Annotated in this window: 12 protein-coding genes; 3 read left to right on the top strand and 9 right to left on the bottom strand. The window is 65.8% G+C overall.

From position 1 onward, the window contains the following. The first annotated feature begins 30 nt into the window (after positions 1–30). Positions 31–1,293: a phosphoribosylamine--glycine ligase gene (purD, locus tag Q8R75_RS10365; protein ID WP_305615196.1), complete on the top strand. Its 1,263-nt coding sequence runs from the start codon at positions 31–33 to the stop codon at positions 1,291–1,293. After that, positions 1,290–2,213: an oxygen-dependent coproporphyrinogen oxidase gene (gene hemF, locus Q8R75_RS10370; protein WP_305615198.1), complete on the top strand. Its 924-nt coding sequence runs from the start codon at positions 1,290–1,292 to the stop codon at positions 2,211–2,213. The genes purD and hemF overlap by 4 nt, the downstream gene beginning before the upstream one ends. A 655-nt stretch (positions 2,214–2,868) precedes the next feature. On the opposite strand, the gene Q8R75_RS10375 is transcribed toward hemF, so the two are convergent. The 7 genes from Q8R75_RS10375 to hemC all read right to left on the bottom strand — a co-directional run bounded on the left by Q8R75_RS10375 (position 2,869) and on the right by hemC (position 9,810). Then, a complete protein-coding gene (locus tag Q8R75_RS10375; protein WP_305614023.1) occupies positions 2,869–3,501 on the bottom strand; it encodes an OmpW family outer membrane protein in 633 nt (210 codons plus the stop codon). Positions 3,502–3,577: 76 nt separating this feature from the next. Further along, complete coding sequence (locus Q8R75_RS10380) at positions 3,578–4,627, bottom strand: M48 family metallopeptidase (protein WP_305614022.1); 1,050 nt, start codon at positions 4,625–4,627, stop codon at positions 3,578–3,580. Next, the gene (locus tag Q8R75_RS10385; RefSeq protein WP_305614021.1) at positions 4,608–5,675 is read right to left on the bottom strand and encodes a YjgN family protein; all 1,068 of its coding nucleotides are present in this window, start codon (positions 5,673–5,675) and stop codon (positions 4,608–4,610) included. The genes Q8R75_RS10380 and Q8R75_RS10385 overlap by 20 nt, the downstream gene beginning before the upstream one ends. Before the next feature lie 52 nt (positions 5,676–5,727). Beyond that, positions 5,728–6,891, bottom strand: coding sequence for a heme biosynthesis HemY N-terminal domain-containing protein (locus Q8R75_RS10390; protein WP_305614020.1), 1,164 nt, complete (start codon positions 6,889–6,891; stop codon positions 5,728–5,730). After that, positions 6,891–8,006, bottom strand: a complete 1,116-nt coding sequence (locus Q8R75_RS10395) for a uroporphyrinogen-III C-methyltransferase (protein ID WP_305614019.1) — start codon at positions 8,004–8,006, stop codon at positions 6,891–6,893. Before Q8R75_RS10395 ends, Q8R75_RS10390 begins: the two co-directional genes overlap by 1 nt. Then, entirely contained in the window at positions 8,003–8,806 is an 804-nt protein-coding gene (locus Q8R75_RS10400; RefSeq protein WP_305614018.1) for a uroporphyrinogen-III synthase, read from the bottom strand. The genes Q8R75_RS10395 and Q8R75_RS10400 overlap by 4 nt, the downstream gene beginning before the upstream one ends. Beyond that, positions 8,803–9,810: a hydroxymethylbilane synthase gene (gene hemC, locus Q8R75_RS10405; protein ID WP_305614028.1), complete on the bottom strand. Its 1,008-nt coding sequence runs from the start codon at positions 9,808–9,810 to the stop codon at positions 8,803–8,805. The genes Q8R75_RS10400 and hemC overlap by 4 nt, the downstream gene beginning before the upstream one ends. 182 nt (positions 9,811–9,992) lie before the next feature. Between hemC and ppc the strand changes: the two genes are divergently transcribed. Further along, positions 9,993–12,776 (top strand): phosphoenolpyruvate carboxylase, encoded by a 2,784-nt coding sequence (ppc, locus tag Q8R75_RS10410; protein ID WP_305614027.1) that lies wholly within the window; start codon positions 9,993–9,995, stop codon positions 12,774–12,776. 60 nt (positions 12,777–12,836) lie between these two features. Here ppc and Q8R75_RS10415 read toward each other — a convergent pair whose 3' ends face one another. Further along, a complete protein-coding gene (locus Q8R75_RS10415) occupies positions 12,837–13,196 on the bottom strand; it encodes a cytochrome c (protein WP_305614026.1) in 360 nt (119 codons plus the stop codon). A gap of 163 nt (positions 13,197–13,359) precedes the next feature. Next, the gene (locus Q8R75_RS10420) at positions 13,360–15,114 is read right to left on the bottom strand and encodes a PQQ-dependent dehydrogenase, methanol/ethanol family (protein ID WP_305614017.1); all 1,755 of its coding nucleotides are present in this window, start codon (positions 15,112–15,114) and stop codon (positions 13,360–13,362) included. Between the last annotated feature and the right edge of the window lie 189 nt (positions 15,115–15,303).

The following is a 15,303-nucleotide window of genomic DNA, read 5'->3' on the forward strand; positions in this document are numbered from 1 at the left end:
CCGGCATGAACGGTTTTTCAAGGATTCATCATGAAGCTGCTGGTCATCGGTTCAGGGGGACGCGAACACGCGATAGCCTGGAAGCTGTCGCAAAGTCCGCGCGTACAGAAGGTGTATGTCGCGCCCGGCAATGCCGGCACGGCGCTCGAGCCCGGTCTGGAAAATCTGCCGATCACCGATTTCACCGAGCTGATCAACTTCGTCGAAGGTGAAAACATCGCTTTCACCGTGGTCGGCCCTGAAGCGGCGCTGGCCGCCGGCGTGGTCGATTGCTTCCGGGTGCGCGGTCTGAAGATTTTCGGTCCGACCCGCAAGGCGGCCCAGCTCGAAAGCTCGAAGGATTTCGCCAAGCAGTTCATGGTCCGCAGCAACATCCCGACTGCGCGCCATGAAACCTTCACTGACGCGGCGGCCGCGCATGCCTATGTCGATGAGATGGGCGCGCCCATCGTCATCAAGGCGGACGGCCTGGCAGCCGGCAAGGGCGTGGTGGTGGCGATGACACTGACCGAAGCGCACGGCGCCATCGGCATGATGCTTGCCGACAACGAAAGCGGCCGCTCGCGCGTCGTGATCGAGGAATTCCTGCAGGGTGAGGAAGCCAGCTTCATCGCCATGTGCGACGGCGTCACCGCGTTGCCGCTGGCCACCAGCCAGGACCACAAGCGTCTGCTCGACGGCGATGCCGGCCCGAACACCGGCGGCATGGGCGCCTATTCACCGGCGCCGGTGGTCACGCCGGAAATCCATGCCCGCGTGATGCGCGAAGTGATCCAGCCGGTGTTGACCGGCATGGCGCTCGACGGACTGCCTTTCACCGGCTTCCTGTATGCCGGCCTGATGATTTCTCCGGAAGGAGACGTCAAGGTGCTTGAATTCAACTGTCGCATGGGCGACCCGGAAACCCAGCCCATCATGATGAGGCTGAAAACCGACCTGGTCGATTTGATGGAAGCCGCGCTTGAGAATCGCCTGTCCGAAGCGCACACCGACTGGGACCGCCGCGTCGCTCTCGGCGTGGTCATGGCCTCTGCCGGCTACCCCGATACGCCGCGCAAGGGCGACCCCATCAGCGGCCTGCCGCCCGACACGGCCGAAAACCATGTCTTCCACGCGGGTACCGCCGCGCAGGACGGCGAAGTGGTGACTGCCGGTGGTCGTGTGCTGTGCGTGACCGCGCTCGGCGACACGGTGAAGCAGGCGCAGCGCGCCGCCTACCTGCTTTGTGACAAGGTGCAGTTCGCCGGCATGCAGTTCCGCCGCGACATCGGCTACCGGGCGGCACGGCGATGAGCGCGCGCGCAGAGATGGTACGCAGCTGGCTGCTCGGTCTGCAGGACCGCATCATCAACGGTCTGCAGGCGGCAGATGGCAAGCCCTTCATCACCGACAGCTGGGTGCGCGGCCCGGAAGAGCGCCTGCAGGGCGACGGGCGCACACGGCTGGTCGAAGAAGGCAATGTGTTCGAGCGCGGCGGCTGCAATTTCTCGCATGTGCGCGGCCCCAACCTGCCGCCGTCGGCCTCGGCCAACCGGCCGGAACTTGCCGGCGCGTCGTTCGAGGCGATGGGCGTGTCGCTGGTGCTTCACCCGCGCAACCCCTACATCCCGACGGTGCACCTGAACGTGCGCTTCTTCACCGCGCAGCCGCCGTCCGGCGACGCGGTGTCCTGGTTCGGTGGCGGCATGGACCTCACGCCCTACTACGGCTTCGAAGAAGACGCCACGCATTTCCACCGCACCTGCCGCGACGCACTGGCGCCGTTCGGCGCCGACACCCATGCGCGCTACAAGCAGTGGTGCGACGAGTACTTCCACCTGAAGCACCGCAAGGAGGCGCGCGGCATCGGCGGCGTGTTCTTCGATGACCTCGGTGCCGATGGCGAAGTCAGCTTCGACCACGGCTGGGGTGTGACGCAGGCGGTCGGCGACGCTTTCCTGGCCGCCTATCTGCCCATCGTCGAGCGCCGGCGCGATTTGCCGTACGGCGAACGCGAGCGCGACTTCCAGGCCTATCGGCGCGGCCGCTATGTCGAATTCAACCTCGTATTTGACCGCGGCACGCTGTTCGGCCTGCAGTCGGGCGGCCGCACCGAATCCATCCTGATGTCCATGCCGCCGATCGTGAAGTGGCGCTACGACTGGCACCCGGAACCGGGCTCGCCGGAAGCAAAGCTCTACACCGACTTCCTACCCCCGAGGGAATGGGTGTAGCGGGGGTGAGGCAGGGGTTTCGCAGCGCATGCGCTGCGCCTGCCGAACGGGCTGGCTGTACAAAGCCAACCTCCGTTTCATCGGGGTTTCGCAGCGCACGCGCTGCGCCTGCCGAACGGGTTGGCTGTACAAAGCCAACCTCCGTTTCATCGGGGTTTCGCAGCGCACTCGCTGCGCCCGCGGAACCGGCTGGCTGTATCGAGCCAGCCGTGGACGCAACAGGGGTTGCGAAGCGCCGCTTCCGGCCCGGTGTTGGGCATCGCAGCGCACACCCCCACCAACGTTCCGCACGGCGTAGGTTGGGGTGAGCGCAGCGATGCCCAACACCCGACGCATTGAAAACCGCAACCCATAAAGACGCAGCCCATGCCGGCGGATGCGCGGCGCGATCGCCGTGGAAGCGGACCATGCGCCCGTTCGCGGCTTTCACCGCTTCCCACAGGTCTGCCTCACCGCCCCTCCCCTCCCCGGCCTTTCGCGTCCAACACGCAAAAAAAAACGGGCACCTCAAAGGCGCCCGAACCGGGACCACAGGAAGAACTCTTCAGGGTCTGTTGACCATGCACCGTGTGCCACGATGCATGGTCAACAGACCCCGGACCTGCCCGCCAGGCCCGGCGCTTGTGGCCCCGGGCTGGCAGTCAGGCATTGCTGCTCAGAACCGGTAACCCACACCGACGCCGATCAGGATGGGATCGATGTCCAGCTTGGTTACCTTGGTACCAGCACCCTTGACGAAGATGTCGGTATCGATGGTCACGTACTTCACGTCGAGATTCAGGAACCACTTCGGCGCGATCTGGTAGTCAACGCCGATCTGTGCGGCGAAGCCGAAGCTGCTGCGGTCGATGCGCAGCGGCACGCTGCCACCCAGCACGGTGCCGGCATCCAGATCGACGCTGGAGAAGCGCGTGTAATTCGCACCCAGGCCGACGTAGGGACGGATGGTTCCGGTCGGGTTGAAGTGGTACTGCAGCGTCAGCGTCGGCGGCAGATGCTTGACCGAGCCGATGCCGGTGCCGCCGAGTTCGACGTCGTGCTTCTGCGGATACGTCAGAATCAGTTCGGCCGCGATGTTCGGCGTGAAGAAATAGGTGATGTCGACTTCCGGAAAGGTCTTGTTTTCCGCTTCGACGTCGATCGGCAGGCCGAGGCCACCAGAATTGCCGTTGTCGACATTCATGTGCAGTGCGCGAACGCGCACCATCCAGTCGCCCTCTTCAGCCGCCTGTGCGACACCCGCCACTGCTGCCAGTGCTGCCACGCCCACCCACTTGATTGCGTTCATTTTCTGCTCCGGGGAATTGAAACTGCATGTGTTGTACGCAGTATCCGCGAAGCAATAAACCCCACTTTGATCAGGGTCAATGGATGATGAAGTCCTTGTCGCGCAGCCGCGCGATGCGTTCGGCGGTATCCGGATGGCTGGACAACCAGCCCATCGGTCCGGAACGGCTCGCCTGGCCCTCGCCATGCGCGGCGGCCAGTTTCTCCAGCATGCCGGCCAGCAATTCGGCTGACTGTCCGCGGGCACGCAGCAGTTTCACGGCAAAGTCGTCCGCTTCGCGCTCCATGTCGCGCGAATAGCCGGCCTGGACCAGCGCAGCCGGGGCACCTGCCAGCAGACTGCTGACATCGCCCAGATACCAGGCCATGAACAGTGCGGTCGCCGAGCCCTGCAACAGCATGCGCACGCCGTGGCGCTCGTGCACATGCCCCAGTTCGTGCGTCAGCACAGCCAGCACCGGTGCGTCAGCCCCGGCCAGCGCAACCAGTTCGTCGGTGACGATGAGCGTACCGTCGGGCAGCGCGAAGGCATTCGCGCCCAGTTGCCCCCCGCTGCGGAACAGCAGTGTGTGCGGGATGGGCTGACCCTCTATCGACGCCACCGACGAGAGCGTCTGGCGCAGCGCCTGCTGGCGTGCCGATGGCAAGGTCGTCGGGCGGGTCAGCGCCTGGTCCAGCCATTCAAGTGTGCGTTCCGAAAGCGCGGTCATCGCACTGTCGGGCACCAGCGGCGCGGTGGCACGGGCCGCCCAGGGCAGCCCGTACTGCATGATGAGCCAGACCGACAGCAGCAACGCCGACAGCATGATGACCACCATGCGCGGCTCGAATGCCCAGCGCACGACCGCAGCATCGCGATGGCCGGTGGCTGCGAGCAGATGCGCCAGTGCGGCGTGGTCGCGCACTTCCAGATGGGCGCCGTCGGCAAAGCTGATCAGGCGTGCGGCATCGCCCATCGGCTCGGATACACGCAGCGCACCCAGCGGCTCGCAGCGCGACACGTCGTCACTTTCGACATGCAGCACGCCGTCGCTCACGTTCAGCGTGACGGCATGCGCCCGCGCGCTGCGGCCGTCGAAATACAGCGCGGCGACGCCGGTCGCCGGATCAGAGGGCGATGTCGACATCGAACAGGTCCGCTGCCTCTTCGCCGGTGGCGGCGGCATCCTGCGCCTGGCCGGCGATGAAATCATCGAGCGGGCCGGCGCACAGCATCGTGACGCTCTGCAGCCGGTAGCGCGCCAGCCGGATGGTCGCAAACGGCAGGAAAAGGCCAAGAGTGACCACCACGCCGATCAGGTTGGTGAGCATGATCAAGTACAGCCGGCGCGCACTGACCGCCGACTCGAAACGGTGACTGCCAAGCTGCATGTGGTTCCACACCAGATTCTGCAGGCGCGCCGACAGATAGGGCTGCACGAACAGCAGCAACAGGATGAACAGCAACGGCGCCAGCCCGAACACGGCCGGACTGCCGTCGGCCAGCGCCGCGAGCAGCGCACCGATGGTCGCCATGCCGAGCAGCACAACGGCGATCGCCGCGCCGTAGATGCGGTAGTAGGCGCCGACCGGCGCATCGATGGTGAAGTGCGCACTGCCGAAGCGCGCATGGTTGAACTGGTAGGCCTTCATGCGCTGGTGCCACATCGGCCCGAGCAGATAGAGCGTCAGCACGCTGAAGATCGGCCACTTCAGGAATACCGAATAGGCGCCGCCGGTACCGCCGTCGAAACCGAAACGAAGACCGCGCCAGCTGGAGTAACGCGCCCGGAAGCGCAGCGAACGCATCAGGAGTACCGGCATGACGGCCGCCAGTGCAACTGCCACGACGATGCCTGCAATGATCGAGAACTGGAACGACACGTTGTAAGCAAGCAGCAGCATGAAGCCGATGACCCGGCCCTTGAGGATGGCGCGCGGGTCACCGTGGTAATCGAAGGCTGAGCCGCCAAGCGTTGTGTGGCGGTAGAAATACTGCAGCCGCCTGACCTTGGCCCAGGCCGAATAAATGCCGAGCGTAAGCAGTGTCAATGCCAGATTGACGATCCAGATGCCGAAGTATTCGCCGCCGCGTCCGGAAAACGTGATCGGCTCGCGCTGCAGCGCCGGCGCGACCGCGGCGAAGGGATTGCCGCCGGCCGCATCGGCCGTGGCGTGTTCGAACGGATTGTCCATGATCGATGGGCAGTTGGCGGAATGACCGCATCATGCCAGATGGCATGAAGGTTCAACTCATCAGCGCGGCCGAGCGGAAATGACTGCGCGCATCTTCGCCGCGGTCGAGGTGTTCGTGCAGCAGCGCCAGTTCGACATGCACGCCACGCGTCGGCTGCACGGCCAGTGCTGCTTCGAGATAGCTCTGTGCCTTGCCCCACAGCTGTTGCGTACGGCACAGCCGGCCCAGCGCGAGCAGCAGACCGGCGTCCCCCGGATGCACGCGCAACCAGGCTTCGGCGCGACCGATGCGGGCCTGCACATCGCTGCCGTCGGTTTCGGAGTACAGCACGACCAGTGCGGAATCCCATTCGCGGTCAAGCTGCGCCTCGATCAGCTTGCGCGCCTGCGCGTGCTGACCATCGGCGATCAGCGCTTCGCACATGGCGCGTACCACCTGCGCATCTTCCCGCTCAAGCGCCGGCAGTTCGCGCCAGTAGGCATCGAGCTCGGACGGATCGGCCTCACGCAGCGCGCCCATATGCGCCTGACGGCGCACCGGCGCGGCCTGCTCCGGCGTCAGCGCGCGATGCTTCTGCAGCAGGCGTACCACACGCAGCAGACCGACCCAGTCGCCCAGCCCGCGGCGCGCGCGCATCGCCAGCCGCAGCGCGGCCACGTGGCGCTGGCCGCCGGACTGCAGCGCGTCGATACGGGTAAGCGCGTCGGCGAAATCGCGTCGGTCGGTCAGGATGCCCGCTTCGGTCATCAGCCGGGCCGTGCGCAGATCGTCGTGCTGCGACGCCTGGGCCAGCCAGTCATCAACCTGGTCTGACTCGCGCATCTCATGCGCCGCGCGGGCGCCGATCAAGGAAGCCAGTCCGGGTGACTCCCCGCCTTCGACCGCCACCTTGGCACTGCGCTGCGCCTGGCCGTAGCGGCCTTCGAAATACAGCCGTGCCGAATCGCGCAGCGCGGTGACGGCGCGGTGGCGCCGCTGGCGCAGGCGGTAGCGACGCGCGCGCGCCGGCATGCGCAGCAGGGCGTCGATGAAATGGAACAGGCTGTACAGGGCGGCGACGCCCAACAGCAGCACGACGATGAAGAAATTCAGCGAAAGCTCGACGCGCCAGGGCGACCACTGCAGCAGCACGAAGCCGTCGTTCTCGCGTGCCGCGATCACCAGGCCGACCGCCAGCACGCACAGGCCGAGCAGCCAGAGCAGCAGGCGCACCATCAGTTCGCCCCCTCGCGCACGGCCGGCACGCGCTGGCGGCTCGCCTTCAGCTGTGCCAGCGCGCTCATCGATTCGTTCAGGTCAGGCAGCGCCTCGCCGGGATCGACCATGCCGAGCTGGCGCAATGTGGTCAATGCGTTTTCGGTGGCGCGCGCGCGGGTGTCGAAATAACGCTCCACCCACTCGCCGGCCTGGCGGATGTCTTCGCGCCAGATCGCGCCATTGCGCTGCAGCAGCGCAATGCGTGCATTGATCAGTCGCAGCTTCAGGTTCTCGCGCAGGAAAAAGCTGTGCGAAGGCGCCAGCAGGACCGGATCCGGGCGATCCAGCCGCTCGATCCGCACCAGCTGGCGGAATTCGCCCCAGATGTCCTGCAGCAAGCGGTCGATGAAGGTCTGGTCGGCGGCGGGAACGGCCGGCGCAGGAGGCGGTTCCGAAGGCGAACGCTCGAAGGCCAGCGGCAGCGTGTCGATGGCGGCCAGCAAGGTGTCGATGCGCAGCGCCTGGCCGGACAGATCAGCCATCGGCGCGCGCCGCAGGCGTTCCATGTCATTGGCCATCGCGCGCCGCAGCGGCAGATAGCGGCCGGTATCGCTTCGCGCCAGCTGGGCTTCGGCGCTGGACAGGGCCTTGAGCGCCAGTTTGGCATCGCCCGCCAGTTGCAGCTGCTGCTGGCCGAGCACCAGCGCATGCTCGACCTCGGCCAGCGCACGCTCGTCATAGGTACGCACGAGATCGTCCGCCAGGAACTCGTAGGCGTCGATGCGTGCGCGCAGTTCGGACAGCTGCACTTCCTGGCTGCCCAGTCGCTCGCCATGACTGGCCATGCCTTCGGCGCCCTGCTCGTTCGCGCGGCTCGCTTCAACCGCCTGGGCGCCCACTGCCGCCACCCGCTTGTTCAGTTCGGCTTCGAGCACGCGCATGCGCTGCACCATGAAGAAGCTGAGCAGGCCGAAGATGATCAGCACAAACACGACGACCGGCAGCAGCCAGCCTGGCAGGCGGGTTTCACGCGCCGCACGCACATCTGTTGCGGTCTCGGGCGCGGCGTCGGTCCGGCCAGCACTGGCTGCAAGCGGCATCGGTGCGGCGGAATTCGGGGAGGGGTCTGTCATGTCGATTCGGTCGAGGCGTAATGCGAAAAATAGTCGGTCAGGCCGGCCATCAGGCCGGCGTCGCTGGCAGCCGTTTCGATCACGCGCGTGAAACCCTGTTCCATTGCCTGTTCGGCGATGCGCGCATGCGGCACGAACAGCGGCAGGCCGCACAGCCGCTCGAAACAATCCGGTGTCGCGAGCGCTCGCAGATTGCGCACCGACTCGGACGAAGTCAGCGTCAATGCATGCAGCTTGCCGGCCATCACCGTTTCGTGCAGCAAGGCAGCGCCTTCGGTCGGCGCACGTCGACGGTAACAGGTGACGTGACCAACCGTTGCACCGCGTTCGCGCAGGGTGTCGCCAAGCAGTTCGCGACCGCCGTCACCGCGGAATATCAATACTCGACGGCCGGCCAGCGCGGCGGCAGACAGTTCCGGCAATGCCAGCAGCGCCTCGGAGTCGGAGCGGCCTGGCGGCACGATGACCCGCGGTATGCCGCGCGCGCGAAGCGCCTGGGCCGACTGCTCGCCCACGGTGGCGGCGGGCAGCGACGCCGGCCACGGGTGTAGCGGCAGCATCACGTCCAGTGCTTGCGCCACCGCGTTCGCGCTGACGAAGATGGCCAGCGCGAGCGTGTCGAGCCGGCCGGCGGCTTCAGCCACCGCCTGTACGTCGTCAAGCGGCTCGATGTCGATCAGCGGCAGCAGCAGCGGCTCACCGCCGGCCGCGCAGATCGCCTCGCCCAGCGCAGCCGCCTGGGCGCGCGGGCGGGTGACCAGCACACGGCGTCCGGCCAGCGCACTGCCTGCCCCGGTCATCGAGTGTCCAGGGCGTCGAGGATGTCCTGCGCCCCATCGGCACGCAGCAGTGCCACGCATTCAGCAGCCAGTTCGTCCGGCTGGGCGATATTGCCGCGCACTTCGGCGGCCGCGATGCGCGTGCCATCCGGCAGCGCGACCCGGGCGCGCAGCCACAGCGCGCCGCCATCGACCACGCAATAGGCGGCCAGCGGCACCTCGCACGAACCTGCCAGCGCGCGGGAAACCGAACGCTCCGCGCGCACGCAGGCCTGAGACGGGCCGCACACCAGCGGCGCCAGCCAGGCCGCCACCTCGGGTCGCGACGAAAGTGCCTCGATGCCGAGCGCGCCCTGCCCCGCTGCCGGCAGCGAAAGTTCGACCGGAATGGTCGCGCGGATGCGACCGCCGAGGCCGAGCCGCTTCAGGCCGGCAGCGGCGAGGATGATCGCGTCGTACTGGCCTTCGTCGAGCTTGCGCAGCCGGGTATCGAGATTGCCGCGCAGGCTGGTCACAGCGAGGTAGGGAAAGTGGGCACGCAGTTGCGCTTCGCGGCGCAGGCTGGAGGTACCGACCACGGCGCCCGGGGGCAGCTCGTCGAGACTGGCGTAGCGCGACGATACGAAAGCATCCTGCGGCGTTTCGCGCTCCAGCGTCGCCACCAGCGCGAATTCGTCGGCCAGTGTCATCGGCACGTCCTTCATCGAATGCACGGCCAGATCGGCGCGACCTTCGAGCAACGCCGCTTCGAGCTCCTTGACGAACAGGCCCTTGCCACCGACCTTGGCCAGCGGGCGGTCAAGAATCTGGTCGCCGCGGGTGGTCATGCCCAGTATGTCGACGTGGGTGCCAGGGTACAGGGCGGACAATCTGTCACGCACGTGTTCCGCCTGCCACATCGCGAGCCGCGATTCGCGTGATGCGATCACGATACGCGCGGGCTTCGGGTAAGCTTGGGTTTCATGCTGCGGGACGGAATTCGACAGATCCGAAATCACGTTCTCCAGGCCGGCCGGGTAGTCCATGAGGGATAAGGGGCGTGAGGTGAACACACCGCGCGCCAGCGTGATCAGGAGCCCCACCGGCTCCTGCGGACAGCGCGCGAAACGGCCTCGGATTCTAGCAGCCCTGAATGGAACGCACTGCCCCGCCAATGAAGGCTGGCAGCGTTGTTCCCGACCTGACCGATCTTCTGGAAGGATTGCACGTGAATCAACAGGCCCAGACGCCGGTTGCGACGCACGAACGCGCCGCGCACGACAAGGACCAGCCGCTGTTCGACGACATCCGCCTGCTCGGCCGCATGCTGGGCGACGTGGTGCGCGAGCAGGAAGGCAGCCGCATGTTCGAAATCATCGAGAACGTGCGCCAGCTGTGCGTGCGCTTCCGCCGCGATGACGACCTCGAAGCACGCGCCGAGCTGGCCAAGCTGCTGAACGGCCTGAGCGACGACGACACCATCATCGTAGTGCGCGCGTTCAGCTACTTCCTGCACCTGGCCAACATTGCCGAAGACCAGCACCACATCAGGCGCGCCCGCGCGCACGCCATCGCCGGCGACGCACCGCGGCCCGGCACGCTGGCCAATGCACTGGGCAAGGCGCTCGACGCCAAGGTGCCGGCCGAGGAAATCCTCGGCTTCTTCCGCGACGCGCTGGTGGTGCCGGTGCTGACCGCGCACCCGACCGAGGTGCAGCGCAAGAGCATTCTCAGTCAGGAAATGAAGATCGCCCGGCTGATCGACGAGCGCGACCGCACCCGGCTGACGCCGGATGAACTTGCCGACCACGACGAAGCCGTGCGCCGGACCATCACGTCGCTGTGGCAGACCCGCATGCTGCGTCGCACGCGCCTGTCGGTCGCCGACGAGGTGATAAACGGGCTGTCCTTCTACGACTACACCTTCCTGCGCGAACTGCCGCGCGTCTACAACGCGGTCGAAGACCAGCTCGAAGCAGCGTTTCCGGAGCACAAGCGCCACATCGGCAGCTTCCTGCGCATGGGCTCGTGGATCGGCGGCGACCGCGACGGCAACCCGTTCGTCACGGCCGATGTGCTGCGTTCGACGCTGCGCGTGCAGTCGGCCCGTGCGCTGGACTACTTCCTGACCCAGGTGCACATCCTCGACACCGATCTGTGTTCGACGATGATGCTGAACAATGTCAGCGACGAACTGCGCGTGCTGGCCGCCACTGCGCCGGACAAGTCGCCGCACCGCGAGGACGAACTGTACCGGCGCGCGCTGGCCGGTATCTATGCCCGGCTGGCCGCCACCGCGCGCACGCTCGACCAGCACGAGGCGCTGTGGAAGGCGGTCGGCGACGCCGACCCCTATCGCAACGCCGCCGAATTCGTGCGCGACCTCGACGTGATCCACGAGTCATTGATCGGCCACAAGTCGCGCCTGATCGCACGCGGCCGGCTGCGCCGCCTGCGCCACGCGGCACGCGTGTTCGGCTTTCATCTGGCCGCGCTCGACCTGCGGCAGAACTCGGATGTGCACGAGCGGGTGATCGCCGAACTGCTGGCCCGAGCGCATGTGTGCAACAACTACCTCGAATTGCGCGAAGAGCAGCGCATCGAAGTGCTGATCAACGAGCTGGGCACGCCACGGCCGCTGACGTCGAGCTTCATGCAGTTTTCGGAAGAAACCGAAGGTGAGCTGGCGATCGCCCGCACGGCGGCGCAGATGCACGCGCTGTACGGCCCGGAAGCGCTGCCCAACTACATCATTTCCAAGGCCGACGGCGTGTCCGACATGCTGGAAGTGGCGCTCATCCTGAAGGAAGTCGGGCTGCTGAACGTGCATGAGCGGCGCTCGGCGATGAACATCATTCCGCTGTTCGAAACCATCGGCGACCTGCGCAATGCACCGCGCGTGATGGACCGCATCTTCACCATCCCGATCTGGCGCGTGCTGCTCGATGCCCGCTCGACGACGCAGGAAGTGATGCTCGGCTATTCCGATTCGAACAAGGACGGCGGCTTCCTGACGTCGGGCTGGGAGCTGTACAAGGCGGAAACACGGCTGGTGCAGGTGTTCAAGCGGCACGGCGTGCGGCTGCGCCTGTTCCACGGCCGCGGCGGTTCGGTCGGCCGGGGTGGCGGGCCCAGCTTCCAGGCGATCCTGGCGCAACCGGCCGGCGCAGTGCAGGGCCAGATCCGCGTGACCGAACAGGGCGAGGTGATCGCGTCGAAATACTCCAACCCGGACGTCGGCCGCCGCAACCTCGAAGTGCTGGCCGCCGCCACCTTCGAGGCGACGCTGCTGGGCAAGCGCGAAGGTGATGCGCCGCCGGAATTCACCGACGCAATGGAAGAGTTGTCCGGCTACGCCTTCAAGGCCTACCGCAACCTGGTCTATGAAACCGAAGGCTTCGAGAAGTACTTCTGGGAATCGACGGTCATTTCGGAAATCGCCGAACTGAACATCGGCTCACGCCCCGCCTCTCGCAAGAAGGGACAGAAGATCGAGGACCTGCGCGCAATTCCGTGGGTTTTTTCGTGGTCGCAGTGCCGCCTCATGCTGCCCGGCTGGTATGGCTTCGGCACCGCGGTGAATGAATATCGCGCCAAGCACGCCGATGGTCTGGCACGGCTGCAGGCCATCGTGCACGAATGGCCGTTCTTCGCGACGCTGATTTCCAATATCGACATGGTGCTGTCGAAGACCGACATCGCGATTGCCAGCCGCTACGCCGAACTGGTCGAGGACGAGGCACTGCGCAGCGCCATCTTTTCGCGCATCCGCGCTGAATGGCAGGCCACGCTGGACGCGGTCAGCCAGATCACCGGCGCACCGGAGCTGCTGTCCACCAATCCGCTGCTCGCCCGCTCGATCCGCAACCGCTTCCCCTACATGGAGCCACTGAACCACCTGCAGGTCGAACTGCTGCGCCGTTTCCGCAGCGGCAACCGCCATGAACGCACGCGCCGCTCTATCCACCTCACCATCAATGGCGTGGCTGCGGCGCTGCGCAACAGCGGGTAGGGAAACCGAGCGAAGAACGTCGATGTTGCGACGTTCTTCGCTCGGGCCTCGCCCATCGCCTCAGTACCACTGACCTTCGTCGTCGGGGTCGGACTTCTGGTCGGTGATCGCGACGCGCTTCGCCTCTTCGCGTAGGAAGGTGACGATCTGGCGCATCTCCTGCTCGCTCAGACTGTTGCGCCAGCCGCCCATCTGCGTGTTGGGCCGCCCGTCGGCGATGACCTTGAACATGTAGTCGTCCGAATTCGCACCGCCGGGTGCCCAGGCGCCCTTGACCAGTTGCGGCCCCTTGCCGCCCTTGCCGCGCGAGTTGTGGCACTGCTGGCAGTTGCGACCGAACAATTCTTCGCCCTTGCGGGCATCGGCGACCGGAACGGACACCGCGTCCGGGCCACCGCCATTGCCGGCGCCCATCGCCATCACCTGCGGGGCAAGCAGCGCACACACGGTGGCCAGCACACACGAAAGCGCGCGCTGTACGCGGCCACCGCCTTCAACGAAATCTTTCAGCATGAAATCCTGACTCCAGTGATTCTTCGGGATACACGGTACGGGCCGCATCGGCGGCCCGTACCGTGGTCGCTTACTTCTGCAGCGCGAACACCATCATTCCGCCGCCGCGATTCTGGTGCCGGAAGAACTCGTCATAGACCAGCGGCCACAGACTGCCGCCGCCCGGGCCATACACGATGGCCACGTACTGCTTGCCGTCGACCGTAAACGTGGTCGGGTTGCCGTGGATGCCGGCACCGACATTGAAGCGCCACATCGCCTCACCGGTTTCGTCATGCAGCGCGTTTAGGAAACCCGCCGCGTCGCCGGCGAACACCAGACCACCTGCGGTGGAGATGAGGCCGCTGGTCGCCGGATAGCTCTGCGGACGCGTCCACACCAGCTTGCCGGTGGTGGCGTTGAAAGCCTTGACGCCGCCTGTGTAGGGGTTAACCGTCAGCTCGCGCGTGCGCAGCCACCACTTGCCGCGTTCGAATTGCTGCTCCTTCTTCAGCTGGATGTTCATCGAGCTGTCGATGAAGGGGATATAGACCAGCTTGCTCTTGTGGCTGTAGGTGGCCGGGTGCCATTCCTTGCCACCGTCGAGCACCGGGGCGATGTCGGTGACCAGCCTGTCGTATTGCGGGATCTTGTCCGGATTCACAACGGGACGGCAGTTGTCGGCCCAGCTCTTCACCCAGTTCACGCGGGCGATCGGCACCACCCAGTTGCACTTGCCATTTGTACGGTCGATCGAATAGAGGTGACCGTTGCGGTCGCCGTGCAGCCACACCTTGCGGCCCTTCTCATCGTCGATCAGGATGGTTTCGTTGTTGCCGGAGTAATCCCAGGCGTCGTTCGGCGTGTACTGGAAGTGGTACTTGATCTTGCCGGTGTCCGGATCCATCGCGATGGTCGAATCGCTGTACAGGTTGTCGCCCTTGCGCACGTGCGGGTCGAAGTCCGGCGCCGGGTTGCCGCCGCCCCACAGCAGCGTGTTGGTTTCGACGTCGTAGGAACCGGTGAGCCAGGCCGAAGCGCCGCCGTTCTCCCACGAATCGTTGGCCCACGTCTTGGCCATCGGGTGATCCGGGCTGGTCGGGCGGGTGAAGGTTTCCCAGATCTTTTCGCCGGTGTCCGGATCGAGCGCCGAAATGCGGCCGGCGTTGCCGCCTAGGTCACCGCCGGAGTTGCCGACGATCACCTTGTTGCGCACCACCAGCGGTGCCGAGGTGTAGATGTCGCCGCTGGTGTAGTCGCCGAGCTTCACGTTCCACACGAGCTTGCCGGTAGTGGCGTTGAGCGCGACCACGCGGGTGTCCAGCGTCGCCATGTAGACCATGTCCTTGTACACCGCGACGCCGCGGTTGATGGCCTCGCAGCACAGGAAGGGGCCGAGATCGCCGGGCAGCGGGTGCTCGTATTTCCACTTGATGCGACCGGTGGCGCCATCGACGGCAAACACCTTGTTCTGGCTGGCGGTGACATAGAGCGTGCCGTTGACCGCGATGGCCTGGCTGTCCTGCGCATCATTCACGCCGAAGGACAGGTTCCACATCGGCACCAGCTTTTCAATGTTGTCGCGGTTGATCTGCGCCAGCTGACTGTAGCGGGTCGAATCGTAGCCCTTGCCGTAATTCAGCCAGTTGCCCGCATCCTTGTCGGCGTTCAGCAGCATGTCTTCGCTGACGTAGTTCGGGCGCCACTTGAAGGTGGCTTCCAGCTTGTTCACGCCGAGCGGCGGTTCCGGATCGGCGGCCACGGCCTGCGTGGAAAGCATCAGGGCCGCGAGCCCCGGCAGCACGCAGCGCCGGGCGCGCGCCGATTTCACGATGCGGACAGTCATGTTCAAACCTCCTGTTGGACGCCGGCCTTCCTTCTCCACCGGTCGCCTGTTGATGGAAACGGCAAAGCCCTTTGAGAACGGGCTCGCCGGCACGCTGGCGAACGCCGGGCATGCGCAATCGGAAGCGCAGTTTGCGTGCCATGCACGCGGGACATGCCGATCCGGGGAGAAAAAGAAAAACCGTTTCTA

It is taken from the genome of Methyloversatilis sp., assembly GCF_030696805.1.
In the GTDB taxonomy this organism is placed as follows: domain Bacteria; phylum Pseudomonadota; class Gammaproteobacteria; order Burkholderiales; family Rhodocyclaceae; genus Methyloversatilis.